This is a genomic window from Candidatus Methanoperedens sp. (genome assembly GCA_012026795.1).
In the GTDB taxonomy this organism is placed as follows: Archaea; Halobacteriota; Methanosarcinia; order Methanosarcinales; family Methanoperedenaceae; genus Methanoperedens.
This window is the reverse complement of record VEPM01000031.1, coordinates 25,111-50,669: the sequence shown is the minus strand read 5'-3', so window position 1 is coordinate 50,669 and position 25,559 is coordinate 25,111. Positions and strand designations below refer to the sequence as shown.

25 protein-coding genes are annotated in these 25,559 nt (G+C 36.2%); 12 read left to right on the top strand and 13 right to left on the bottom strand.

Annotated elements, in window-relative coordinates; all coding sequences use genetic code 11:
• Positions 1-8 precede the first annotated feature (8 nt).
• The gene (locus tag FIB07_14470) at positions 9-1,964 is read right to left on the bottom strand and encodes a hypothetical protein (GenBank protein NJD54059.1); all 1,956 of its coding nucleotides are present in this window, start codon (positions 1,962-1,964) and stop codon (positions 9-11) included.
• A gap of 245 nt (positions 1,965-2,209) precedes the next feature.
• Between FIB07_14470 and FIB07_14465 the strand changes: the two genes are divergently transcribed.
• Positions 2,210-3,430 (top strand): hypothetical protein, encoded by a 1,221-nt coding sequence (locus FIB07_14465; protein ID NJD54058.1) that lies wholly within the window; start codon positions 2,210-2,212, stop codon positions 3,428-3,430.
• Here the strand turns inward: FIB07_14465 and FIB07_14460 are convergent.
• Complete coding sequence (locus FIB07_14460; GenBank protein ID NJD54057.1) at positions 3,427-4,686, bottom strand: hypothetical protein; 1,260 nt, start codon at positions 4,684-4,686, stop codon at positions 3,427-3,429. The genes FIB07_14465 and FIB07_14460 overlap by 4 nt on opposite strands.
• A 1-nt stretch (position 4,687) precedes the next feature.
• Entirely contained in the window at positions 4,688-5,578 is an 891-nt protein-coding gene (locus FIB07_14455) for a hypothetical protein (GenBank protein ID NJD54056.1), read from the bottom strand.
• A 35-nt stretch (positions 5,579-5,613) separates the two neighbouring features.
• Between FIB07_14455 and FIB07_14450 the strand changes: the two genes are divergently transcribed.
• From FIB07_14450 to FIB07_14435, 4 genes are all read left to right on the top strand, one after another.
• Entirely contained in the window at positions 5,614-6,774 is a 1,161-nt protein-coding gene (locus FIB07_14450) for a hypothetical protein (protein ID NJD54055.1), read from the top strand.
• A 95-nt stretch (positions 6,775-6,869) separates the two neighbouring features.
• Positions 6,870-7,439: a hypothetical protein gene (locus tag FIB07_14445; protein NJD54054.1), complete on the top strand. Its 570-nt coding sequence runs from the start codon at positions 6,870-6,872 to the stop codon at positions 7,437-7,439.
• A 7-nt stretch (positions 7,440-7,446) separates the two neighbouring features.
• Positions 7,447-10,071, top strand: a complete 2,625-nt coding sequence (locus FIB07_14440) for a hypothetical protein (GenBank protein NJD54053.1) — start codon at positions 7,447-7,449, stop codon at positions 10,069-10,071.
• Positions 10,068-11,114, top strand: a complete 1,047-nt coding sequence (locus tag FIB07_14435) for a hypothetical protein (protein NJD54052.1) — start codon at positions 10,068-10,070, stop codon at positions 11,112-11,114. Before FIB07_14440 ends, FIB07_14435 begins: the two co-directional genes overlap by 4 nt.
• 52 nt (positions 11,115-11,166) lie before the next feature.
• Here the strand turns inward: FIB07_14435 and FIB07_14430 are convergent, their stop codons facing one another.
• From FIB07_14430 to FIB07_14385, 10 genes are all read right to left on the bottom strand, one after another.
• Positions 11,167-12,456: a hypothetical protein gene (locus tag FIB07_14430; protein ID NJD54051.1), complete on the bottom strand. Its 1,290-nt coding sequence runs from the start codon at positions 12,454-12,456 to the stop codon at positions 11,167-11,169.
• Positions 12,432-13,532: a HEAT repeat domain-containing protein gene (locus tag FIB07_14425; protein ID NJD54050.1), complete on the bottom strand. Its 1,101-nt coding sequence runs from the start codon at positions 13,530-13,532 to the stop codon at positions 12,432-12,434. Before FIB07_14425 ends, FIB07_14430 begins: the two co-directional genes overlap by 25 nt.
• 103 nt (positions 13,533-13,635) lie before the next feature.
• Entirely contained in the window at positions 13,636-14,535 is a 900-nt protein-coding gene (locus FIB07_14420) for a hypothetical protein (GenBank protein ID NJD54049.1), read from the bottom strand.
• A 1-nt stretch (position 14,536) separates the two neighbouring features.
• Positions 14,537-14,956, bottom strand: coding sequence for a hypothetical protein (locus FIB07_14415; GenBank protein NJD54048.1), 420 nt, complete (start codon positions 14,954-14,956; stop codon positions 14,537-14,539).
• A gap of 187 nt (positions 14,957-15,143) precedes the next feature.
• A complete protein-coding gene (locus FIB07_14410) occupies positions 15,144-15,893 on the bottom strand; it encodes a phosphopantothenate/pantothenate synthetase (GenBank protein ID NJD54047.1) in 750 nt (249 codons plus the stop codon).
• Complete coding sequence (locus FIB07_14405) at positions 15,890-16,735, bottom strand: GHMP kinase (protein NJD54046.1); 846 nt, start codon at positions 16,733-16,735, stop codon at positions 15,890-15,892. The genes FIB07_14410 and FIB07_14405 overlap by 4 nt, the downstream gene beginning before the upstream one ends.
• A gap of 1 nt (position 16,736) precedes the next feature.
• On the bottom strand, positions 16,737-17,891 hold the full coding sequence (ftsY, locus tag FIB07_14400) for a signal recognition particle-docking protein FtsY (protein NJD54045.1): 1,155 nt from the start codon (positions 17,889-17,891) through the stop codon (positions 16,737-16,739).
• Between the two features lie 6 nt (positions 17,892-17,897).
• Positions 17,898-18,341 (bottom strand): prefoldin subunit alpha, encoded by a 444-nt coding sequence (locus FIB07_14395; protein NJD54044.1) that lies wholly within the window; start codon positions 18,339-18,341, stop codon positions 17,898-17,900.
• Positions 18,338-18,517, bottom strand: a complete 180-nt coding sequence (locus FIB07_14390) for a 50S ribosomal protein L18a (GenBank protein ID NJD54043.1) — start codon at positions 18,515-18,517, stop codon at positions 18,338-18,340. The genes FIB07_14395 and FIB07_14390 overlap by 4 nt, the downstream gene beginning before the upstream one ends.
• Before the next feature lie 123 nt (positions 18,518-18,640).
• Positions 18,641-19,930 carry an arsenic transporter gene (locus FIB07_14385; GenBank protein NJD54042.1) on the bottom strand — a complete coding sequence of 430 codons (1,290 nt, stop codon included), beginning with the start codon at positions 19,928-19,930 and terminating at the stop codon, positions 18,641-18,643.
• A 471-nt stretch (positions 19,931-20,401) separates the two neighbouring features.
• On the opposite strand from FIB07_14385, the gene FIB07_14380 reads away from it, so the two are divergent.
• The 7 genes from FIB07_14380 (at position 20,402) to FIB07_14350 (ending at position 25,552) form a co-directional block, all read left to right on the top strand.
• Complete coding sequence (locus tag FIB07_14380) at positions 20,402-22,849, top strand: hypothetical protein (GenBank protein ID NJD54041.1); 2,448 nt, start codon at positions 20,402-20,404, stop codon at positions 22,847-22,849.
• 38 nt (positions 22,850-22,887) lie between these two features.
• Positions 22,888-23,301, top strand: coding sequence for a DUF302 domain-containing protein (locus FIB07_14375; protein NJD54040.1), 414 nt, complete (start codon positions 22,888-22,890; stop codon positions 23,299-23,301).
• A 1-nt stretch (position 23,302) separates the two neighbouring features.
• Positions 23,303-23,683 (top strand): rubrerythrin family protein, encoded by a 381-nt coding sequence (locus tag FIB07_14370; protein NJD54039.1) that lies wholly within the window; start codon positions 23,303-23,305, stop codon positions 23,681-23,683.
• A gap of 26 nt (positions 23,684-23,709) precedes the next feature.
• Positions 23,710-24,129 (top strand): carboxymuconolactone decarboxylase family protein, encoded by a 420-nt coding sequence (locus tag FIB07_14365; protein ID NJD54038.1) that lies wholly within the window; start codon positions 23,710-23,712, stop codon positions 24,127-24,129.
• Positions 24,130-24,227: 98 nt separating this feature from the next.
• Positions 24,228-24,647 (top strand): ferritin, encoded by a 420-nt coding sequence (locus FIB07_14360; GenBank protein NJD54037.1) that lies wholly within the window; start codon positions 24,228-24,230, stop codon positions 24,645-24,647.
• Positions 24,648-24,649: 2 nt separating this feature from the next.
• Positions 24,650-25,333: a methyl-coenzyme M reductase I operon protein C gene (gene mcrC / locus FIB07_14355; protein NJD54036.1), complete on the top strand. Its 684-nt coding sequence runs from the start codon at positions 24,650-24,652 to the stop codon at positions 25,331-25,333.
• Positions 25,334-25,339: 6 nt separating this feature from the next.
• On the top strand, positions 25,340-25,552 hold the full coding sequence (locus FIB07_14350; GenBank protein NJD54035.1) for a DUF2180 family protein: 213 nt from the start codon (positions 25,340-25,342) through the stop codon (positions 25,550-25,552).
• Positions 25,553-25,559: the final 7 nt, after the last annotated feature.

The following is a 25,559-nucleotide window of genomic DNA, read 5'->3' as shown; positions in this document are numbered from 1 at the left end:
AGATGTGTTTAATAGACAGCTACTATTATTTTAGAGATAATTAGTTCATAAATTATATCCGGCTTCCAAAATAGATTTGGTTTGTTATATTCATCAATATTCACATAAAATTCACCGATTTTTTTATTATTAAGTATAAGATTTGCATTTGACATATCATCTTCAAGTTTGAGTTTAATGGATTTGTTGTCCTTGGATATACTCAGAGTATTTTCATCTTCTTTTTTTAATTCTTCAATTGTCCATTCAAATTTCAATTTTTTTTTTAGAAAAGCTCGAAATTCATTACTGTTTGGAATATCTTCCCATTTAAAATGATTTCGAAAATATTTTATTACTATTAATTTCCTTATGGCTTCATTGAAGAAAATCCATGAAAAAAATAAAGCTATTATTCCGAATGGAAAACCATAATGAATCCAGAGTATTGCTGCAAGTGCAAGAGGTAAAAACAATATAGATTTCAAAATATTGTCAATTGTTTCCAAGGAAAAGCCAGATATCATAGATAACAAGCTTCTGGCATAAGGTGTCCCTATATAAATTGTCGCAGCTATTAATATGATAGATTCTAAAAATAAGATTTCTGCACTGGATGTCGTTTGTTCTAACACAATATGCCAAGTTTCAAAAATAGAATTATTGCCATCATTCACTTTTAAACTTATGATTTCTTTTTTACTCTCACAACAATTATAATCTGGATAGAAATTAAAATAAGTTCTATTGGAATCATTTTTACTTAATGATTCCCATTTATAAGTGAGGTTATCCCCTTCAGGATCACTAGCATTCACGGAAAAATTTTCGAATATAACATTGGATTTGGATAAATTTAAATATCTTTCATATATATTAAAAGTATTATTTTCGTTTTTTACTTTCAAATTGTAGATTTTTCCATCATCAATTATTAGGTTTGCTTTTTCTTTATCGAGGGTGATGTTTACTGATTCTTTCTTCTTAAAGACGCGGATTGTATTATTATTTTTGATGAATTCTGCATTTTCTACCCATTGAATACTAAGATTATCCTTAAGATAATTAATAAGGCTATTATTATCATTTTTATATACATTATCCCATGTGAATAAAAATCTTAGTTCAGCTTTAGGACTTAAATTATTGATAATGGGCGGACCATTTTTATCTATCACTTTAAAAATACGTTCCTTAGAATCGCTCAAACTACCATCGCTTACGGTCACATATAAAGTTTTTTTCCCTTCGTCATGATATTTTGGATAATATGTACAACTGACATTCCCACATTTCTGATTAATTTCACTTATTCTCCAAGTATAACTAAGATTATCGCTCTCATTAGGATCAGATGCAGTTATCGAAAAAGTGATATTTTCACCCTCCTCCACTTCCCAGTTATTATCAGAGGTGATGTTTGTAATTTTTGGAGGTCTATTAACGCCTTCCACTTTGATAAACCATTTCCAGGAAATGTCTGTTTTTCCGTCACTCACTATCACCTCGATTATATTCATACCCTTTTCATAATATTCCGACTCTGGAGCGGGCTTAAATTCAAAAAATTCCATATTAGATTTAAAATTCCCATTTAGAGTCCACGAATATGTAAGTCTATTTATCTCTCCAAGGTCAGGGTCTGAAGCGTGTATAGAGAATGGCAAAGATTCTCCTTCTTTTATTTGCAGTATCATTCCGCTGGGGTCATATTGATCAATTACCGGTGGTCGATTCACATTTATCACATCGATAATCCATTTTCTAGAAATAACCTTATTGCCTTCATATATCCGTAATTCTAACTCTTTATTACTATCTCCTTCAGTAAAATCCGGATTATATTCATATTCTGAAGCCCAACTATCATTTTCTGATTTACTTAATTTTGTATCCAGTAACCACACATATAATACTGAATTATTGCGAGGAAATGAGGGTTTGACAAGAAATCTCAGATTTTTCCCTTCCTCTATACTTACCATAGAACTTTCCGGTATGAATGTATAATTTATATATGAATTTATTTCATTGGACGAACTAGCGGGAGGAAATATTAGCATTGAGGCGACTATTAATAAACTAATAAAGAAAAAAATCCTTCGAAGTATATTACTCATCGCAAATACCACCATATCCTTTTATTCTGTTTTATTGATAATATTGTGAATAACTGATTTGCAAGGAAAGTATTTAAAGATACCCGGCAAACCTAGTATCAGGTGAAACTATGGCTAGGTCATTTATTGGAATAGGGCAGTGTGGCAGTGCAATACTGGATGCGATATTTGAAGAAAAAAATATGTTCCAGATAGCGGAACCTATTGTTATAAACTCAGATGTCAATGACCTAAAGAAGCTTAAGAATATTGGAAACCAGTATTGGTTAGGTATTTCCAAGGAAAAAGGATTTATTGAAGGCAAAACAACGGGTTTTGGAGAACACGTAACAGGTGGGTTTGGAAATTATCCTGAAAATGCAGAAAAGATCATAAAGCCGAATTATGAAAAATTAAAAGAAGTTCTCAAAAATCGTATAGAAAAGACCACTCCTAAAAGTAAGAACGAAAATAAACCAGGGATCCCTTTTGCGCTTCTTTGTGTCGGAACAGGAGGAGGTACTGGAAGCGGTACTGCCCCTTTTGTTGCCAGAGCCATAAAAGAACTGTATAATATCCCCATTATTGTTATTGCAGTAATCCCTGCAAGTGGAGAAGGCAAAGAAGGCATGCATCTCTCCTGGAATTCATGGAGATGCATAAAAAAACTTTCCGAACATGTGAATAGTTTTATCCTTGTTGACAATGAAAAACTTTCGCATAAAAGAAGCATAGAATCTTTTTTTCCTAAATACAATAAATATATTGCTCGCTGCCTTACAGATCTGATAGCCGGATTAATGATCGAGAAAATTGACCTTTCAAAGCTAAATTTCGGAAGAGAATTAAAGGACATAGATTTCATGGATATGGTATCTACTACATCTTTTCAATCAAACGGAAAAAATAATCCAGGATTTGCTGTGATAGGAAGAGCCAGCAGGCAGATGAGAACTCTGTTTTACTATATGCCCATAATTTCAAAATTACCAAAAGGATACAAGAGTATAGAACCTAAGGAAATGCTAGATGAAGCTATCGAAAGCCTGAGTATGGAAATTGAAAAATCAGAACTTGCAAATGCCAGGAAAAATCTTGTGAATCTAAGGGTACCGAATTATTATCTACAAAAAGAGGAATATCTGGATACCTCAAATATAAAGAAATATATGGAACAGTACAGCAGGGAAGGATGGAGAATACTTGGAATATCAAGAACAAAAAGAGACCTTGTATCTTTGACTGTCCTATTCACATTCCTGCCTGATGAACTGAACAGACTGTTAGAAATCGAGGAAACTGCCCGAAAATACGAAACAGAAAAAGGGATGGCTACATATCAGGAACTTTAACCAAGACTTTTAAGATCATACAGGTATTTCTGAAAATTCTCATATTCAATCCTGTAATAACTCATAAGATCTTCTTGGGAATTTTGTTGGATCTGACCAACCATATCTTTTTCTAATGTACTGGGATTTTCCATATAAGCCCTGAAAGTTTCATTGAGTTCCTTAAGCCTTGGAATTTCAGGAGAAATAAGCAATGCCGTTACGCTCACATTCTGCATAGCCTTCCCACGAATAAAAATAACATCTATCGCTGACCCTTTGCCCCTGAACAATTCGCTGCTGATATAATCAGCCACATCGGATTCTGATACAGGACAAACTTCTTTATCTGGTAGAGAGGCTAATATTAAAATTCGTTTTGATGTATCAGGCAAACATTTCGCCGCGCAATTCTCTCTTATTGTCCGAAGGACTATCCATTTCAAACTTATTCTTCTTAATTTTTCCACAGGTTCTTCCCTGAAGCAAGGCACAATTAGCGAACCGTTGTTTCCAAATCGGAAGTTTCTTTTAATGTCAGATCCTTCCCAGCGTTTAGGAGTTATGATTAACTGTGGACTGGAGCAAGCATTCATCCACATCCAGATATTTCCTAAAAGTTCATTTATACTATTCTGGACAGTTTTTATATCAGATTTTAATTTATCTTGCATAAATTCATTGTCTGCAATAATAATTCCATCGCAAAGTCTGCTGTATCTGGATATATTGATTGCAGAATTCATATCCCTCCAGTTCCCTCCTTCTTTTTTGAAAGGAAGTACTATGGTCGCAGTGAAGAGTTTACGTGATGAGTCTTCTGCGTTCTTATACAAATATTCCAGAAAAACTGGCCCTGCTCCGCTTCCTGTTCCTCCTCCTGCACTATTAAAGATATTGAAACATTCACAATATTTTATTGGTAAATTAAGAAAGTCCAAATATTGTTTATTTTCACCTTCTTTTTGTTGGAAGAATTTCTTGGCGATCTCTGAAGAAGTTATCCATGCTCCTCCAACTCCTGATAGTAATTTTGAAGAAAGCGCAAAAAGATTTAAAGGTTTAATTTTTTCATCGAATTTTCCAGGATTTATTGCTTCGGTGGGGATGCCCTTGCGCTTTATATCTTGGATTATTCTTAAACTATCCTCAGTATCAGTTACGAAAAAATCAAAATTTTTAATTAGATATTTGTATCGCATACTACTGAGTTGGTAATACATCTGTATGGTGATATTCCTTCCACATTCCCCGATTCCTATTACCAACATGTTCATTTCAGATCACAAACATTCCTTTCTTGAGCCTGCCATATATCAGCTTTGCCATTCTTTTTTTAATTTCAATTGATTTTCCTTCATTATCTCTGCCAATACAATATTTTAATTCAGTAACAATGCAATCCGCCATTCCATTAAGAATATCATAATAAGTAATATCTGCCCTTGACGGCATATATTCTTTTATTTCGCTTGTAAAAAGATCAAGTGATTCTTCACTCAAGTAGTGTTTAGCATATTTCTCAAGGGAGATAAATCTATTGTTTAAGCCTGATATCTCATTATCCAATGCATTGATCCTTTCCATTTCGGGTTTTTCTGGATCATCCATTCTGATCTTAACTTGATATAATTTATTTTTTTCATCATCAATAATATTATTCCAGATAATTTTTAATTCTCCAAAATCTTCTTTCCTTGAGGTTATATTTTCTATAGTTTTAAGAATTTGTTCTATGGATTTAATTTTTTCATTAATATTTTCATATATATGAACAAATATTTCATGTTCACCGGATTTAAAATATTTAAAGACAATGCTTCTATCCTTTATATCACATATCTCTTCTATTTCGTTCTCAGTTTTAATATTTTTAACCACAAGATGTTGAATTATCCGTATATAGTCATCATCGTTCTGGACCATGATGTATCTTTCAACTTCCGAGGATAATTGATCTATAGAGGCAAAAATTTCTTTTATTGGCATGCCCACATATATATTATTTCGAATTTTTTCCACTTCGTTCTCAAAAAATTGTTTTTCTTTTTCAAGAGTAATGATAAGAATTCTATTATTTAGATTTTGAAGCTTTTTGAATGCTATTTTTTTATCCTCTGGAAAAAACAACCCATATGTTCTTTTCAGGATATTCATTATTTCTTGCATTGTCCTCAGTTTAGCTTTAAGAACAATATAATTTTTTGGGTAAACTTTATTATATCTTGAATAGACTTAATAAGTGTATTATGTTATCGAAGTTGTTAAGGATAATATTTGGGTTGTTATTGATATTGCCAACCCATGCGCAGGGAAATGTTTCAGTAGAAGAAATTGGCACTGAACCAACTGTATTGATTGATGGTATTAATGCACATTTTTATGCAAAGCTGAATAACAGTCTTTATACACAGACAGAAGTAACACTTCAATTCCTGCTTGATTCAAAAAATGTTAGCGTTATTAAAAACGTAATAATTGAACCACGAAAGTCTAAGAAAATAACATCTGAAGGTGGAACGAGTATTTCTTCCGGGAACAGGGAAATATCGGTCATAGTTTACGAAAATAGTTTGGAAGTAGCTAAAAAATCAGTTGAAATAAGTGTCTCAAAACAGCAGCCAATCCGCGAAGAAGGAACAAATTATACTGTTTTTTGGGTACTTGCTGTATTGGGTGGAATCATAATTTTGATTTTCATAATATATAGTAATATTAAAAACAGAAGCTTTGGAAATGAAAATGGATTCAAATATGGAAATAGAAATCTTGGTTCATTGGAAAGAGTGTCTGATCCGGGTTCTAAGATACAATATCCTGGCACTTCTCTGAAAGAAAATATAGCAAAAAAAGAAGAAATGAGCATTTCTTCAAATGATGAAATCGCCAAAACATCAGTTCTTCATTTAAATGATCCTCATCCGAAAAAAAATGCCATTATTGGATATTTGAGAAGCACTTCAGAGGAACTCAGGAAGGAAAAAGAATATGAATTTATTTCTGATTTTCTTGAAAACATTGCTTCAACTATGAGAGATGAAGGTTCTAATGATAATGAATCCGGAGATTTAGACTTGATAAAGAAAGGAACAAAGGCCCTTATTTCAAATATTAAAGCAAAGGAACCAAGAATTGCTGATAAAATTCATATTACACTGGAACTGGAAAAGATGAAAAATGAGGTAGATAGTAAAAGGCAATTTTTTGATATTTATATACCTTATTTCTTGTTATTATTGGCTGAGAAAAAATTGAATGATAACAAAACAGAAGTAGCAGAAGGGCTTATTTATGCTGCTAAAGATCTTCTATATAAAGAAGAAGTAATTGATAGATTAAGAAAATTACGTGAGATCGGATTATGACATGATCATGACATTTTTGAAAGAAAGAACGATATATTTATAATCTTTAAAGATTATTGAATTCCAGAGTGATTATGGTATTCGGTGATTAAAAAATGATTGAGATATTAATTTTTTGGTTAATTGCAGGGATTTTGTTATTAATTCTTTCGAGTCTATTATATTATTACAACACCCTTGGTCTTATTGGCTTTTCTGGAATTCTATTGCTCGGAATAGTTATTTCAATTTTAAGTGCGTATTATTTCTGGGATAGTAAAAGAAAACCAATGGGAAAGCCAAACCCTGATTCATTGAAAAATATATTCACAATATTATTGATAATCAGTGTACTTATGTTCATTCTTGGTGGTCTTGGATATTTGCTCAATGAATTTAAAGTATATGTATTTGAAGCCGATATCCAGAGTAATCTGATATATTTCATAATAGTTGGATCGCTTACTACGATATGCCTTATTTTGTCCTGGATTTATGTTGAAAGAAACCTTCCGAATGCAATTTCAATTGAATTAATTAAACAGCAACACAATCTGGATCGATTAAAGAATGAATCTGAAGAAATCGGGAGGGATATGAAATCCAGGGATAAAGATGTGAAAGATTCACTTGTTGATGCTGCAAAAATCTCAGAGAAAAATAGGATAGAAATGACCAGGAGATGAGCAATTAATGGATACTGTTTTTTCAGAGGAAACCGTAAACCGGATCATGATCGGTCTTGGTGGGCAGGGCTGCAGGATAGTTGATATGATGGCCAATTACCTGGATACACACGGAGGAATTCCAAAAAATGAGGCTTTTATTTTTATAGACAGTAATGATTCTGACCTTTCCGGCCTTTGCCGTAATATTAAAACATTGCAATCCACTATATACAAAAAATCTCTTCCAATGCCTTCAGGAAATATTTTTACAGCAAAGAATCCATGGTTTCCTGAAAAATATATGGCACTCGTTGGTGGTATCGGTGCAGGACAGCGGCGGGTGTTCGGTAAAGCCCTGTATTCAATACACAGGGATGGGATCGGGGAGATCATAAACAAAGCCGCACAGGATCTTGTTTCAAAAACAGATAAGAACGGATTTGTTGTTATCATTGTAAGTTCATTAGGAGGAGGAACCGGTTCAAGCATAATCACGGATCTATCAATAGATATCAAGAATTGGCTTCAGACAAATTATAAAGATCCGATAATACTGGGATTTGGAATTCTTCCTTCGATGGATGAAGAGAAAATAACTATTGGAAATTCAATGGCTACCTTGAAAGAGCTGCATTTCATTATGTCCCAGAAAGAAAGAAAGGACAAATACATTAATCCTTTTAAACTGTTCATACTGACCGGGAGAAAAGTATCAGGAGCAAAAGATGATGACTCTCTCAGGGAAATTGCACTCAGGTTCTTTATTGATCTTGGATTCGTGCCCGGGAAAAAGAAGAATACAGAAGATAAATGGTTCGACCTTAACGACCTGATGACCGCTGTTGCACCTCTAACGAGTTCATTCTCGACCATAGGCTACCATCTTATTGAATTCCCGGCAAATAAAATATTAAGATTGTTCGAGACCGAAGATAAGATCAAGGACATTAATTCAAAGCTGGTGAATTTTCAGGCCGATATCAATTCTACCAGGGATAAGATCAATACTTTAGAAAACGATCTGGAAAATTCAAAAGTAAATATTGAAATGCTTGAGAACGAAGTTAATAAAATGGAAATGAACCAGGGCTGGTTCTCCAGGAAGAAAGCCATAAGGGACACAAGAGGAAAACTTGATATGGCCAAGCAGCAAATGCAGGAAATTTCATTCTATAAGAATAATTTATTTAATGATCTAAAGGAGCTTGAACTGAAGAGGGGTAATCTTGAAACCGAATTAAAGAACCTTAAGGCATATAAAGAGAAAATTTACCAGCAGATAGTCACTCCACCTTCCAATATCCATATGTACCAGATAAGATTAAACGACCAGGAAATTAACAGCTTCAGGGGTAGAGAAACGCATCTGAATGTGGACAGACCTGAGCTAAGTTCAAGTTTCAAGAAAGTCATGGAAGAACTGGGACGATATGAGGAGTACGATAATCATGTTCACACACCCTTTACGGAACTTCAAATCGCTACTTCCCCCCTTCTTAATTACCAGCATAAGATGAATAAAGAACAAATCCATCCGAATGTTCTTAACATATTGCTTGAAAAAGAATTCATGAAAATTGACCAGAGAGCCGGGGGTATAATTGATGATGAATCTAAAATAGGGTATGTAGCCGCTATTTTGAGTTCTGATAAATCTAATATCGATGAAGAAAAAATCGGAAAAGAAAATGCGGAAAAACTTTTAAGAGATACCATTGCAAGACATGCGCAATTATTCCCTCTGAATGTTCCCCTTGATAAATTCAGTGTAAATATTTATACTTTGATGATCGGACTGCATCCATGGGCTCCTGCACCGGGATATCCTTCAAGGTTAACAGACCTTGATAAGATGAAACAAAACTATGAAAATTCCACAGATGAGGAGTATTTCCTTCATCATTCCCTATTTCTGGGAGACTTTCAGGTATTCAGTGATATTACTGGAGTCCCGATGCCGTGGGGAGATATCAAGGCATCCGTGGCAGGCGTAATAAAATTCTGGAAAAATTATGAACTTGTGGACAGAGAAGCAAAATGGAGCAGAGTCCCGATAACAGTCGCAGAAATGCTAAGAAAAGTTGAAGAACTTGATAATCAATTGTCTCTATTAAAACAAAAGCTCTCAAGAATAGATTCTCCTGTACAATTTTCTCCAGTAGCGGTTGCGAATATAAGGTCACAGATACAGGAAGCGCGCAATGATTTGAACAATCTTGAAAATTCGATCAGCAACTATATCATAAAGTTTGATGAGGGAAAAACTTATCTTTCTGACTTCATATTGCAGGTTGATCCAGATGATAAAGTAGATAAGGCAAAGATTATCAAAATCAAGAATTTCCTTGAAACAACATCAAGACGAATTTATAGTGTAAATGATAAAATCGCAGAAATAGGAAACTTGCTTGATAAAGAGGTACCATCAAGGCTGCAAAGAGTTGATGCCTTTATAAAAAGTATTACAAAAGATCAGGAAACACCACAGGTTACCCATCTGATAATCGACATTGGGAGAAACCTTGATGATATCCCCCCCAAGCTTCTTGATATTGGAAAGAATCTCCAGCAAATAATTGTCCCTCTGGGTGATGTTGCATCAAACATTGATATGCTTAATGGAAAACTTGTAATGGAGAAAAACGAATGAAGATTATTTTATTTGTTTTAATTATTCTCTTGCTTACTAATACAGTCAATGCACAGGAAATATTATCAATAGATAACTCAAGGAGCTATGTCATCAATATCGATGACGCAGGTAAGAAATATCCAATCGAGGATTTTCTAACATCAAATAAACATTCATTCATTGAAGGTCAGAAGCTGGAAGCCCATTTTTTTTTCATAAAAACCTCTTCCTCAAATCCAAGGGATAGCTACGGACTTGAGGTCAGAACTGAGTTAAAAGATCCGGAATGGCAATATAAAATTTATGGTGAAACTAAGTCAATGCGTGTTGATAAATGGACTGTCTGGAATAATTCACGGGATCATTTAGAATCCTTTTTTGAAATAGTTCTTTATGGAAGGATTCCAAAACCTTCGATTAAAATTGAAGAGCCAAATTTCAAAGATTACACTGGAGAAGGGCCTGGATTAAGGAACACTGAACTTTCCATCTTTACTGTTTATGACGGCACTGATGCGAAAAACAAAATTCAGGATGCTGGAGCATATAATTTTATATCCACCAATTCCAATATAAAAGATTACTTAGATAAGATTCAGTCAAATTTGGATACTTCCAATCTAAATATCAATCATATTAATGCTTTAAATGAACAAAAAGAATATATTTCCGGATTAAGCAGGAATGGACATGTGGGATTGGCTTATGATCTTTCAAAATCATTTGCAAAAATTGTTGAATATCTCCGAAATAACAAGCCTGAGAATGACGATAACAAAGGCACAATGCTCATAGCCATTGTTGTGGGGATTACTCTCGCTGTTATAACCGGCATTGCAGGATATAAAATAGGACAGGGTGGAGAAAAGGTAAGTCCTGAGCTTATTAATCAGATGGATAGGTCTTATAATACTTTAAAACAGAATGCTGATAAACTAGAAAAAATTAATATTTCCAGCATACCCGGCGCTGAAAAAGAAGCTGCTGATATTGAAAGTATTAAGAGACAGATAACACCGAGCATTGCAGGTTTGAAAAATATACTTAATCAGCTAAGATAATATTTACTTACTATATATTATTTTTATATTATTATAAATCCTAAGCAACTTTTCATTTTTTCTTTCGTGTAAATATGAAAACAATAATAAAAACTGTTATTGCCCCTGTAACGCTGATTACATGTTTATATTTATTGTATTCAATAGGATAAATATCAAATATCTCTAAAAATTCTAAAATGATAAAACCAAAAAAAGATGCAATAGTTGCTGGAGCATTTATTTTTTCTAGATAATATCTAATCCTATCTGAAAGTGTTTTGGGTTTATATTCTGATTCGTTCCATTTACCTACTTGGGATATTTTACTTAGAACCATATTAATTAAAGCAATTTTATCCTCTATAATTGGCTCTTCAATTATTTTATTAAGTAATTTGCATGCTTCTTCTCCTTCTTCTTTAGGTATTTTCTTGCAGATTTCAGATAGTAAATATTGCAAATTATCTATACTTTTTTCACATCCCTCATAATTTCTTATTTGTAAAATATTTCGACTCATGAGATATACTTTTTTCCCTAAATCACGAATGTCAGGATTCTGTGTCTTTTTGCAAAGTATTCTTGTATTCCTCTGAATTTCATCAATTATCCTTTCATCAATTTTAAATCCTGTCTTAATAATTTTAGCTGGTATTGGTAATTTTTTTTCCACAGTATCCAAAATGTTTGAAGCCCGTTCACAATATTGCCTATATTTAATAAGGTCATTCCTGATTTCATTGAAAACTATCTCATTTTGCAGCTCCTTTTTTGCTTTTTTGAGGTTCCCTATTGCTTCGAGTAGATTTTCTTTACTTTCTGAACCCTCTGCAGCTATTTTCGCTTCATTAAGATTTCGTTCCACATCAGCTTCTGCTTCTTGTTTTCTGAATGTTATTAAGTAAAAAGAATTATAAAATGGTAGACAGAATTTAGCAGGGTTTAAGTAGAAATCATGATATGATTCATTTGATGATTTTTCAAAGAATCCCAATGCATTTTCTAAATGTCTCTTAAAAATATCTTCATTTTCTGCCAGCGTTGCTTCAAATACATATATTTTACCCAAAGTACAATGTGCAGATTCCCGGATTTCAGTCAATGAGTTCTGAGTTAATTTATTTAAATGGTCCAATATATCCTTCTTATCAGGGAGGTACTGGTAAGCTGAACCTAATGCATTTATTGCACTTTGTCGAACATATTTGTCCCCATCTTCCTGACTCAACCATTTCAATTCTGTATATGCAGATTCCTTATCTGGAAGGTAGGAAAAAACCGATCCTATTATCTTTGCTGCGCCCTTTCGAACTTCGCTACTATTCCCAACCTGGATTAATCTATATATATATCTTCCCATCCTTTTTTCTTGTCTGGCATATAGGAAAATGCCAAAGCCAACACATTTCCTACTCGCAACGACAAATCTGGATTAAGCATTAATACAACAAGATCATCCCAAGCTTTTATGTCTGGAATATAAGGAAAAGCAACTCCCAATGCATCTACTGCACTCCGCCAATCGCCACCCTTTTCATTTATCAAAGTCTTCAGATCTTCCCACACAACTTTCTTATTAGGTATATAAGGGAAAGCTGAACCTAATGCACTTATAGCGCCTTTATTTAGTTCGCTATCTGGGTTACTAGTCAAATGAATCAAGTACTCGTATGATTTTTTCCTGTTGGATACATAAGGAAATGCTAAACCTAATGCACTTGTTGCATGTCTCCTCCTCTCGTTATCTAAGTCCTCAGCCAATTCGACCAAGTCTTTCCAAATTTTATTTTTGTCAGGAAAATAAAGAAAAACTGAATTTAGAGCATTTATTGTACGTACATGCAATTTGTCATATTTGTTCGGAGTCAACCTAATAAGGCTTTGCAATGCTTGTTTCGTTTCAATGACGTATGGAAAAGCTAAACCTAAAGCGCTTGAAGCAATTTCTTGAACATCCCTCTCATTATCCGCCATAAGATTAATTAAGTCTTCCCATGCTTGTTTTTTATTAGGTATATGAGGAAAAGATATACCTAACGCACTTATTGAACCTGCATACACTTCTCTGTCACTATCCTTAATTAGTCCTCTCAGTTGTTCCCAAGCTTGTTTTTTATCAGGAACATAGGAAAAGACTAAACCTAATGAATAGGCTGCATTCCTCCGTATATCCTTATCTCTGTCTCGTGTTAGCTGAATCAGGTCATCCCAAGCCACTTCCTTATTCGGGATATATGGAAAAGCCAGATACAATGCATTTGCCACACTTTGTCGCACTCTACTGTCTGAATTTTTTATATGCCCTTGAAATTCATTCATTGCCTTTTTCTTGTCGGAAAAAATTAAAAAATTACTTCCCAGCTGTTGTATGCCTTCTATGACTTCTGTTTTTTCATTGCTTAAGATTTTCTTATTAATTTGCGTCTCATTTTCCAATACTCAACACCGCTCAAGCTAATAATTATTCTTGTGTATAAATTTGTTTTGGTTGTAAGATTAATCACATCATAAAAATAACTGGTTTGAAAAACTCACCAGACTAAAAAATATCAAAAACCCCCGAAAAGAAGAGGTATATAATCAATATAACTAAGAGTGCCACAGTTATTACTGCTGCATATACCAAAGGAGATCTCACTTTTGCAGACGAAGAATAAGCATCCCAATAGATTTTCTCTTTTTTCCATTTAGAGCTTAATACAAAACCTGTTATACAACCAAACGCAATGCCAAGAAGCAAAAATGGATATAGATTATCAATAAAACTATTCTTAATTTTTTGATGCTCATTTGTTGAAGAGATCAAATCTAATTCAAAACTCTTCGATTCATTCATTTTTTGTTTGTATATTAAAGATAGATTTTTTTCTTGATTATTCTTTTTTTCAAGTTCATTATTTATCCTTTCTAAAGTTGTATTTAGATTTTCCTCGTTCTGCTTAAGTTGCTTCACTGAGTAAGTTGTATTACTTATAGACACATTTTGAATTTCTAACTCATATCCCAAATTATTTATTTCTGAATTGTAAATAGATTCAATTTGATTTATAATTTCGGAAGAATTTATACCAATTTCATTAATACTTTCATGACTGTTATCAATTTTCTTTGCATATTGTTTAGCTATAGTCTCATTTTCTTTCCAATTTTCAGAAAAAAATGTAAGGCTCTCTAAAAATTGAACGCTGAAATTTCCAAGTTCTTTCTCATCCTTATTTAAATCCTTTTCACATAATTTTAGTATCTGCTCACTTAACTCAGGATAATTTTTTTTACTCTCATTCAGTTGATCCATTTTTTCACAAAAACCGTATTTTTCAACTCCATTTGATTGTGAAATTAAAACAGACGCAAATAATAAAACAAATATGATATAAATTGAATAATATATAGTATTATTTTTTTTACTTTTTCTGGATTTCCTTCTTTTGGGCGGCATATTATTTCCTCCAAAGAAGTACGAGAGGTAAACATGTTATCCATAAACCTGTTATTATGCCTAAAGATGCTCCAATAAGAAAAAAAGATTCTTTATTATTTAAAATATTAATTACTTGAATATTTCGTTTAATTTCATTCTTCTTTTGTTTATTTTCCTGCAATATCTTTTCAAAAGTATCTATTTCAGAATTGAATACGTTAATATTATTATCAACATTGCCTATCAATTCGTTAGTTTTTAATTCGGATTTATTTAAATTTGCCAAATTACCTTCAAGCTGTTGTTTGGTCAAATTTAATTCTTTTAGTTGATGCAAGTTGTCGTAATATTCATCTACATGTTGCTCCAAATTGGCAGTAACAGGTATTAAATAATAAAAACCTAAGATAATAATTGAAATGAAAATTTTTTTAAACATCCATACCCTCTCTAATATGAATGTTGTTTAATTGTTCATTATATATTAAACTTTCTTATTGTTGAAATTGTAGTAGTGGTTACCAAGATTACCTTGAACCAAAACCATAGGCAACGCCATCATTCGGGAGGAAATCATAGTTCGTAGCCAACTTTGTGGGGTGATTGTCCCACCGATATGAGTAATATTATGTCCTGTCCATAAAGGAGCTCAGGTTCCTGTTTATCTCTTCAATAGCAAGAGATAGTGTCTCTTTATTATCATATTCCCGAATTATCTCCAGAAGTTCTTCCTGTTCCAGTCCTTTCAATCCTTCCGCGAATTTTGAAATATTGGGCACAGCGCGGATTATATTATCAACGATCGTTATCGTTGCACATTGCGCCGTTCTTGAAAGCGGATTGAGGTCAATGGCAATTACGGTTTTTCCCATATCCGTAAGTGCTTTGCACCTGTCGCCATCTTCAAGGGGGACAAGAACGACATCCGCAACTAATATGCCATCACTATCCACTTTTGCGCGGTCGTGTCCAAGTCCAGGGATCAGGGCATCGCTCTTTGTAACCAGTTTTTTTGCACCGAGCGACCGAAGATATACGATGATGTTATTTACCCTCTCTTCTGTCCTGTGAAATAAATTAACCTCAAGAGGCGCATTTACAAGTTCACTTAACCTTATGAGTTCATAAGGGGCAAGGGCCGCAACATTTCCATTCACCGATATTACAGGTTTTCGTGCAAGAAGTAACTTTGCTGCTGATACTTTTTCAGCACGCAAAGCGCTTTGTGTGGTTTTCTCACCTATCAAATAATCAAAAGCTTCCCCCCGCCCCTGTGCGATCAAACCCTGGGTACTTGTAATACCTTTCCTTACTCCTTCAACTATCAACTCACGCGTCATCAGGGATTTGTATCGGGGATGGCTTTTCGGTATCATATCAGGCGGGCTCCGGCATTACTTATCCTGCTTTCATGTACTTCCCCGAATTCCATAAGTGCGCCATTATCATTTATTGCAAAAACAGTATCTCCAAGCATTGCCTGGCTTGCAAGGCCACCCGCGGCTGTTACAGCTTCGATAGCATCTTTTACCTTGGGGCTCATAAGTTCGATATCTTTTGCGAATGCTGCGGACTGTATCATGAAATTTTCAACCGTGGGTTTTTTAAAGAGTTCTTTGAGCCTTGATTTCCCGGCCCTGTTTATGTTCCTCTTTTTCAGTTCATCGGATAAAACTGATTTCGTGGAGATTTCATTGAACTCTATCCAGGATATTTTTGTATCCCTCGTTGGGATCTTATCAATAATCCCAAGAAAAGGCGCACCTGCTTTTTTCCTTAATACCATGCCGCCAAATGTCATTCCTGTGACATCCCCAAGCCCTGTCATGTTCATCACTTCGGCGCAATGAGCGGCTCCTGCTACTTCTTTTAAGGTCAAATCCAGGGAAAGAGCTTCATTTAGTGAAAGTGCTGCGCTCAATGCCCCGGCTCCGCTTGCACCAAAGCCTGAGCCGACAGGTATGTTAAGTTTTGTATCTACAAGCACAGGTTCCGGGGTCAGGAGTCCTATTGCCGATAACGTCGTGGGGGCTTCAGTAACAATTCCATTGATCCTGATCATTGTTTCCTCTGATGGGCGCACTTGTGTTACAGCGCCGTCCTCAAGACATATTCCGCAACCCATTGAGCCTGAAAGTAATGGGTCTTTTTTTATATCGATTATGAAAATACCTGATATATGGGCAGGGGCGAAAGCTTTACCGATTTTGTTTTGCATTTTATTCAAATAACCTTGAGATTAACCACTGAGGCTCGAATTTGACAAGATCCTTATAGGTTTGCCCGACTCCAAGGAAAAGAATTGGCTTCCCGGTAGTGTATGATATTGATATCGCTGCGCCGCCCTTTGAATCTGCATCCGCTTTTGTGAGTATGCTGCCGCTAAATGGTACAGCACTGTTGAATAGCTTTGCACGTTCAACAGCATCGTTACCTGCTATTGCCTCATCCACGAAAATAATAAGATCGGGATTGTTGACCCTGCATACCTTTTTTAACTGATCCATCAGGTTGATATTGATATGCATCCGTCCGGCCGTATCTGCAAGCACAATGTCCTTGTGCTTTGCTTTTGCGAACTGTATAGCATCATATATTATTGCTGCGGGATCAGAGCCTTCTTCGTGCTTGATGATCTTTATCCCTAGGGCTTGTGCATGCCTGTCTATCTGCTCAATCGCACCGGCGCGGAATGTATCGCCCGCAGCTATAACGACTGAATAATTCTGCGATTTAAAGCGCTCTGCCATTTTTGCAACAGTTGTGGTCTTACCTGTTCCATTTACACCAACAAAAACAATGCTTACCGGTTTATTGGCTTTCTTGATGAACTCGTCAAAATCAAAATAATCTACTGAAATGACTTTAAGGATAGCTTTCCTGAGTGCGTCTTCAACGATCTTACCTGTATCAGAGCCGATTTTTCTCCTTGTCCCAACAAGATCCGATTTTACCGATTCAACTATGTTTTCAGCAACAGGAAGAGCTACATCGCTCTCAAGAAGCGCCATCTCAAGCTCCCAGAGAATGTCTTTTACGCTGCCTTCTTCTATTATGAACTCCTGTTCAAAAACCGCTGCTTTTATCTTATCGAATATACCGAATTTTTCAGGAGCCTTCGGCGGAATCGCAGGTTCAGGAGTTTTCCTGGTCTCCTCAGCTTGCGGACTTGTGACCTGGGTACTAATGTCTGTTTTAACGTCAGTTTTAGTGTCTTTTTTAATATCGGCTTTGGTCCCTGGCTTAACTGTTTCAACCTTTACAGTCTCGATCTTTGAAGGTTCTGTTTTTATGGCTTCTTTTTCTTTTGTTTCTAAAACCGTGCCAAGTGCTTTCTTAAAACCGCCAAGTTTTTCTTTTAGTTTATCAAACATGTGAAATTATTCAGCGCGCATGGGCTGCTGCTGGGATTGCTGGTGCTTCTGGACGATTTTCTCGATATTTTGAATTTCCTGGCCGATCTTTGCTATTGTGGTGTTCAGCTGCTCATGATATTTTGTAAGTTCATCTTTCCTTTTTTCAAGGAATGATTTTGCATCGTCTATTTTTTTTTCAATGCTCACTCCCGCCCCGATTCCAACAACAATAGTATCAGTATCTACCAGGTTCGCCTTCACGAAAGAACCAAAACCGATGGGCACAAGTGTTTCTATTCCCGATGGTTCGTCTTTTAAAGCGGTAATTGTGATCAATGCGGTCTCCACATCCTTGATTGTCAATTTAACCATATTTATCTGCTGTGCAATGGATTCCGCCTGGTACTGGTAGACCTGGTGCTTTTCTGATAATTCTGCTAACTGCTGCTGGTTCAATACACCACTCATTTTTTAGCCTCATCTACTGAATTTATCTTAATTAAGCTGCGTCTTAACCTGTGCTCGCTTCCAAGAAGGGAAAATGTCTTTTCTAATGCCAGGCTCTTGTTTAATGTTGTTATCCTTTTTGTAAATTGTTCCCATTTTTGTCCTGCTTTGAAATTTCCTTTGACTATAAAATCCATAATATCACCTGAACTGGGGTTTGAGTACTACTCAAAGAGATATATATCTACTGTTATCCGGAAATAGGATGTATCGATTCGAGAAATTAAAAATATTGATTCAAGAAGTTAAAAAATCAGGATTCACAAGGATAGCTCGATCGCAAGCACTATACTTGCTCCCAGTATGGCAACAGGAGTAACGAATAATCCGATCTTAAGAAGGTCAGTAATTGTAGTATTCCATCCATACCTGCGTGCGCTTTCGACCCAGAGTATGCCGGCAAGCGCCCCGAATGTGGTAAAATTGGCGCCAAGGTTTGAACCGATAACAAGCGAATAACCCATTGCTGTATCCATTGATGGGGGCAGGTTTGCCTGCTGGATTATTGAAAGCATCATGGCTGTCATGGGAATATTATTTACAAAATTACACATTAAAGCAGATAAAAGCGACATGGAATAAATTGCAATGAAAATATTATCGCTCAACCCTGCAAAAACCATTTCGCCTATTTTGCTATTTACCCCGCTTGCATCCAGGCTCTTTACTACGATGAAAAGCCCGATAACAAAGATCACGACATTCCATGATATCCTGTGCAGCCGGTGTACAATTCTTCTCTCGGAAACCAGCAGGATTAAAGCCCCGCTTAATGTCACAAAGGATATTGGCACTTTATAATAATTAGCTATACCTCCAAAAATGATGACTCCAAGCAATACTGCAAGTCCAAGAGTTACAACAGGTTTATTTTTTATGACAACTTCGGAATCATCTTTCGGGATAAAACCAGGCGGTATCTGTTTCCTGAAGATATATTTCAGCAAATGATAATTTATTAAAGCTGCTGCGATGGTGGGAAGGAACATATATCCGGTAAATCCGAAATAATCAAGCCCGAAACTATCCCCTATCAGGATATTTGTAAGATTTCCGATATAGAGCGGTATTGAAAACGTATTTGCAGCAAAAAAAGATGCATACATATATGGTTTGGGATTTATCCCGGCATTTTTGCAGAAAATCAGGATAATGGGAGTAGTAGTCAGGATGACAACATCATTTCCGGCAAAAAGGGCTATTGATGATACTACAAGATACGTATATAAAAATAACCTGTGCCCGCTGTTCCCTGACGCATGTATCGCTTTCCTTGCGCAATACGCAAAGAACCCATAATCGTCAAGAAGACTTGATATTATCATCAGGGTTATAAGAATTATAACCACGTTCCATGTTGTAACAAGAGGCACTGGCATTTCCTGTGTCGAAATACCAAGAGCTTCAAGTACCTGGTGAGGTTTGAGAAGGAATGTTACAGCAAGGATCGCACCAATTAAAGCAGCGTGGGCTTCATTGATCTTTTTTGGCTTCAGGACTATCAGTGCATATGTAAATAAAAAAACACCAATAGCCAGAAGCTGATTCAATTATGCCTAAACGCGTTCTTCATTGAATTCTTTGCATCCAAGATTTGTTTCATACACATTTTTTTTCATCCTGGTGCAAGAACCATCGTATTGCTCCCTGTTGCTTCCTTTTACTTTTGTTGAGAAGTGTCTGCAATCAACACAATACTTCAAGATTCCTCCTCCTTATTATTAAAAATTATCATAACTATCTAGTATCTTTAGTAAATATTATTAAAAATAAATTATACAAAATCCAGTTGGATTATTTTTGAAGAAAATTGTTTCTCGAACCAAATGCTTCACTGAATACTATTATGAAAAAACTCATTAATAAATCTTACTCTTTGAATTAATAATATCATGATGACAATTTTATTAAATGTGATGATATTCTTGTAAAACTATTAAAAATGATTATTCTGTAAAAGGCATTATGTCCATGAAGGCTAATAGAGGTTTAGAATTTGGGCACGAGAATTAACAGCAGATATGATTGATCATTCCGAGGTTATATTAAAGAATTTTTATAAGATTGAGGGATACCGTATCTTTTTTCCCCGGATAAATCCCACATTCGATAATCCAGAGTTCGAGAATGCCCGGCTGCGGGTATTGATCATCCGCCTCTCTCCTGTCCAAAATATCAGGGAGTCCATAACGCATCATTTTCTTTTCCAGGAAATAAGGAGAACACTACCGTCGGCATATATTGATTATGCTTTTTTTCCAGATCCAAAGAATATCCGGTTTTTCAATGATAACAAAATACCATTTTTCCTGGGCATCCAGTCTCTCCATCCAGTAAATGATTTTGACCTTGTCCTGATATCAAACTCTTTCACCCTGGAATTATTCAATCTGCCATACCTCTTTTCAAATACCGGGATCCCGGCCCTGAAATCACAAAGACAAACGCTTCGCCCCATCGTAATTATGGGCGGCTCAAATGCACTTATGGCCCAATGTGCAATATCGCCGGAAGGTGATTCTTTTATTGATGCGCTGTTTTTCGGGGAAGGCGAAGATGCTGTCGGGAAAATTGCGGCTATCGTGAATGACAGCAAAGAAAAACCAAAGATGCTGGTACTGCGCCGCCTTGAAGCTGAAGTAAAAGGATTTTTTGATATCAGGCTTCCAATCCCGGATAACATTAGTGTTTCTTCTCCCAAAAAGCCGCACGCCCCGTATATTATCACCGAATACCCTATACTGAATACCGATATTGAAAATATGGTAAAACTCCAGATAACGCAGGGGTGTCCATGCTTCTGCTCATTCTGCTTTGAGGGGCATACAAGAAAACCATTCAGGGACTATGAATCCGGGGACATAGTTTCAAAAGCGCTTGAAGTAAAAATAAAACATGCACCGAGCGAGTTTGATACCCTGAGTTTTAATTTCAATCTTCATACAGGAATATCTAAAATAATCGCTGACCTTAATGAAGTTGCAAAATTTGTGAATTTCAAGAGCCAGCGGGCAGATATTATCGCAATGAACCCTGAACTCCTTGATCTTGAGATACTCTCCGGGAAAAGGACTTTCACACTGGGGGTGGAAGGGATAAACGACAGGATGAGAAGGTTTTTGCATAAGAGCTTATCTGAAAAGGAACTTCTTGCATCGCTTGAGCATATTTATTCAAGAAAACCAAGGCAAATAAAATTATTTTTCATAATTACAGGTCATGAAAATGAAAATGACTGCCGGGAATTCAAAGCTTTCATAATGAAGCTTAAAAATTTAAAAACAAAATTATCACCGGGATGCAGGACAATTATGAGCTTCGGGCTTCTTTCAAACCTTCCTTTTACACCCCTGCAATTCAGCCCGACCATAAAAGACCCTGAAAGCATAAAAAAAATAAAAGGGGATATTAAGAGGGATTGTGAAACCAATAATTTTGAGTTCAGAATGGCGCAGGATATAGAAGAATTCCTGATATCGCAGCATATTGTTCTTGCAGGTTTTGAATGTTTTGGGGTTATTTCCGAATTTGCCGGAAAAGGTGGATATTTTGACGGTGAACATATGACCGGTGGCAAAAGTTTGCTAATCTCTGACTTAAGGTCGGCATCAGGCAATAGAATATCCAAAGCTAAAGACATGAATTACGTTTTTCCTTTTGAAATCTTAAAAGGCACTCCTGTCAAGTCATTTCTTTATAAAATGTACACCGAATCCATGAATTTTACAGACAATGGATATTGCCTTAAAGGAAAAGGCGGCTGCATCGGGTGTGGGGGATGTGAGGAACGAAAACTTTTATCGGTTCCTGTGGTTTTACGGGAAGACCTCGACAGGCTCAAAAATACTGTTGAGAAAAAGAAAAGGCCAAAGATCGTGCAGGCGGCAGTTACTTTAAAAGAACAGGGGCGATACCTGACCCCGGAAGCAAAGTGCGCATTTATCGGAAAAGCTATTCTTGAACAGGTACCTGCTCTTGTAAAGGACTATCTTCTATGCAGGCAGGTGCAGAATATGGTGGCTTCCAGAGGATATGGTTTCCTTTTCGGCCGATTCCTGTACGATTTTGAATTTTCGGGAAGCCAGGAAATATTCATCAGGCGTCTCAAGGAAAAAAGTATTGAGTCATCACTACTGGATATCTCATTTTTCGACGGGAAAGAGATCGGGAATAGTTTCAGGATAGCATCACTATGGAACGACCCTTCAAAGTACAGCTTCCAGAATCGTTTGCAGGAATACCTGCTCTTAAACGGGCTTGGTTTTGATATCAAGAAACAGGAAGGAAGTATCTATTTTGAGGTTGCAGTCAAGGACAGGAAAAAAAAGCTCCTGGATTCGGTTTTATTTAGTCAGGAAGATACATTAGTGACCATTGAGGTAAAAACCGGTTCAAATTTCCAGATAATCGGTATGCTCAAGTACCTTTTTGTTGATAGGTGGGCGGATGCGAAAGTTGAATCGATTTGACAATCCAATCTTTTATTATACTTGAAAGACAAATTAAGATGGAGGAGGAAGTTATGATCGATTACACAAAAGAATCGAAACTTAGTGTGAAATCCGCAGTCGAAAAGCTTTCAGAAGATCTTAAAGCTAACAAATGGGGAGTATTGAGCGTCATTGATGTCAGAAAGATCCTTGCAGAAAAATTAAAAATTGAATATGATGATTACATTATCCTGGATGTATGCAACCCGGATCTTGCATATCAGGGACTTTCCATAAATAAGCAGGCTGGCCTGATCCTTCCCTGCAAGATAGTCGTTTATTCCGACAAAGGAAAAACTAAAGTTTCACTCTATAAGCCAACTGTTGCATTGAGCACTGCAAGCTCCCTCTCCGGGTATGATAAATTAAGCAAACTCGCAATAGAAGCAGAAGAAGGCTTAAAGAAAGTTATTGATCTTCAACAGGTGTAAAATGCAAACAATGGAAATAATGGAAAAAACGTTTGATTCGGAATCAAATGATATTGCATTATATCTTGCCATGTCAAAACGAGCAGAGGCAGAAGGAGAAAACGAGATTGCGGCTTATCTCTTTAATATCGCAATGGATGAGGCCTCTCATGCAGCCCAATTTGCAGCTCTCCTGGGAATGGTAAAGGACACAAAAACGAATCTTCTGAGTATGCTCGCAGGAGAGATACAGGCGGAAAAAGATAAATCAGATGCATCAGAAGTGGCATTTGCTGAAGGAAACGATGAAGCGTTCCAATTTTTTGAAAAATCAATGAAAGATGAAACCAGGCATAAGGAAGAAATAAAGAAAATCCTTTCAAAATTGCAGGCAAAGTATTAAATAAACTCTTTAACAAAAGATATACTATGAAAGAAAATATGGAACCTAAGAAAGTGATAGATAGCATAGAAGGTAAAATGGGGTTTACTCCCGAAATAATGAATATGATGGGGGAAATGAACCCGAAGCTATTTGAACATTATAAGGAATGCGATGACCAGATCCAGGAGGATGGTGCTCTTTCTGCAAAGGTCAAGGTATTAATGTCTCTTGCTGTCATGGCATCCCAGAGATGCGAGCCATGCTGTGAATCCCAGTTAAGGAGTGCACTCAATCACGGCGCCACAAAAGAAGAAATAATGGAAACCATGAGTGTAATTTTCATCACTTCGGGCGCCCCCGGAGTAGCCACATGCAGGCGAGCCCTGAAACTTATAGAGGGAACAGGGGGAAAAGAAGGATATGGCAGCGGTCACGGCTGTATGCCTGGAAGAAAAAGGCAGTAAATAAGATTGTAAGATTGAAATATATTAATATTCATTGAAATATACTATTGTTCATTGATAAATCAATGATATAAAATAAGATCAAAAGGGAGGAAAATATGAGCCAGAAAATAATAGATGCATTGAACAAGGACAGAGAAGAAGAATTGAGCGCTATCATACAGTATATGAAGCATCATTATGAGGGAGATGGAATGGAAAGTCCTGCTATCCTCGAAATATTCAAATCACTTGCAAAAAGTGAGATGGAACATGCTGAAAAGCTCGGTGAGAGGATTGTATATCTTGGCGGAACCCCGACAAAGAAACCCGAGCCAATAGCTGAAGGCGGAGACTTAAAGAAAATGGTACAGGATGACCTGGCAAAGGAGAATCATGCTATAGAGCAATATAAAGAACATATCAAACTTGCCATAGAAGAAGATGACCCTACAACAAGACTTATGCTTGAGAAAATACTCTCAGATGAAGAAGACCATGCAGATACATGGGAAACCATACTTAAGATAAAAAAATAATCATGTTCGGAAGAGAAACACAACTGGTGGATTGCAGGGAAACAATGGGTCTTGGCCGGGGCGGCGGTCTTGCCCAGAGAGGAACCCTGTCTGAGGCAGCAAGACCTGATGTAGTAGCTATTGCCATGTCTCCAGGCCGCAGGCATATCACAAAACCGGTATGCGAAATAACGCAGGGACTCAGGCGGGAAAGTATACAGGTAAGCGTCCTTGTCCTTGAGGCTGGCGCAGGCGTTCCCATGGATGAAACCGGATCTTCCAATGTTTCAAGAGGCTACGGGGCAAATTTCGGTTTGACAGCTAAAGAGATAGAACAGATAGCAAGACACAAAATCGTATTGCTCAATATGGGAAATGTGAATTCCCATATAATCTCAAAAACAAAAAAGATATTGAAATATATAAATATCCCTGCAGTAGTAGCCTGTGAATATCCTATTGACTTTGAGGATTTTGCAAAAGCAGGTATTAAAACAAAGCTTGTAAAACCTAAAAATCCGGAAACAGAAGGAACCGTGGCTGCGATCGTCAGTGGAATAACGAGAGGAGAGACCTGTTCACGAATAAAGCTAAATGAACTGGCAAAAGAGATCCGGCAGATACTTGGCCAGAAAATAGAATCAACCCATGCGGTAAGAAGCGACCTGTTGATAAAAGAAGGACTGATGGCAGACGAGGAAGAGTGATTTAGTATGAAATGTTATGTTTGTGCTAAAATGGGGAAAGATACGGACGCAGTGGCGGCATGTATAGTGTGCGGTATGGGAGTTTGCATGGAACATGCGATATATGAAGAAACGCCTGTCTGGAAAGGTGACTATCCTGTAAGGCTTGAAAAGGACATCGAGAAAATGAAACGAATAATGTGTCCGCCATGTCATGAAGCTTTGAAGGAAAACTGGTGATCGTCAT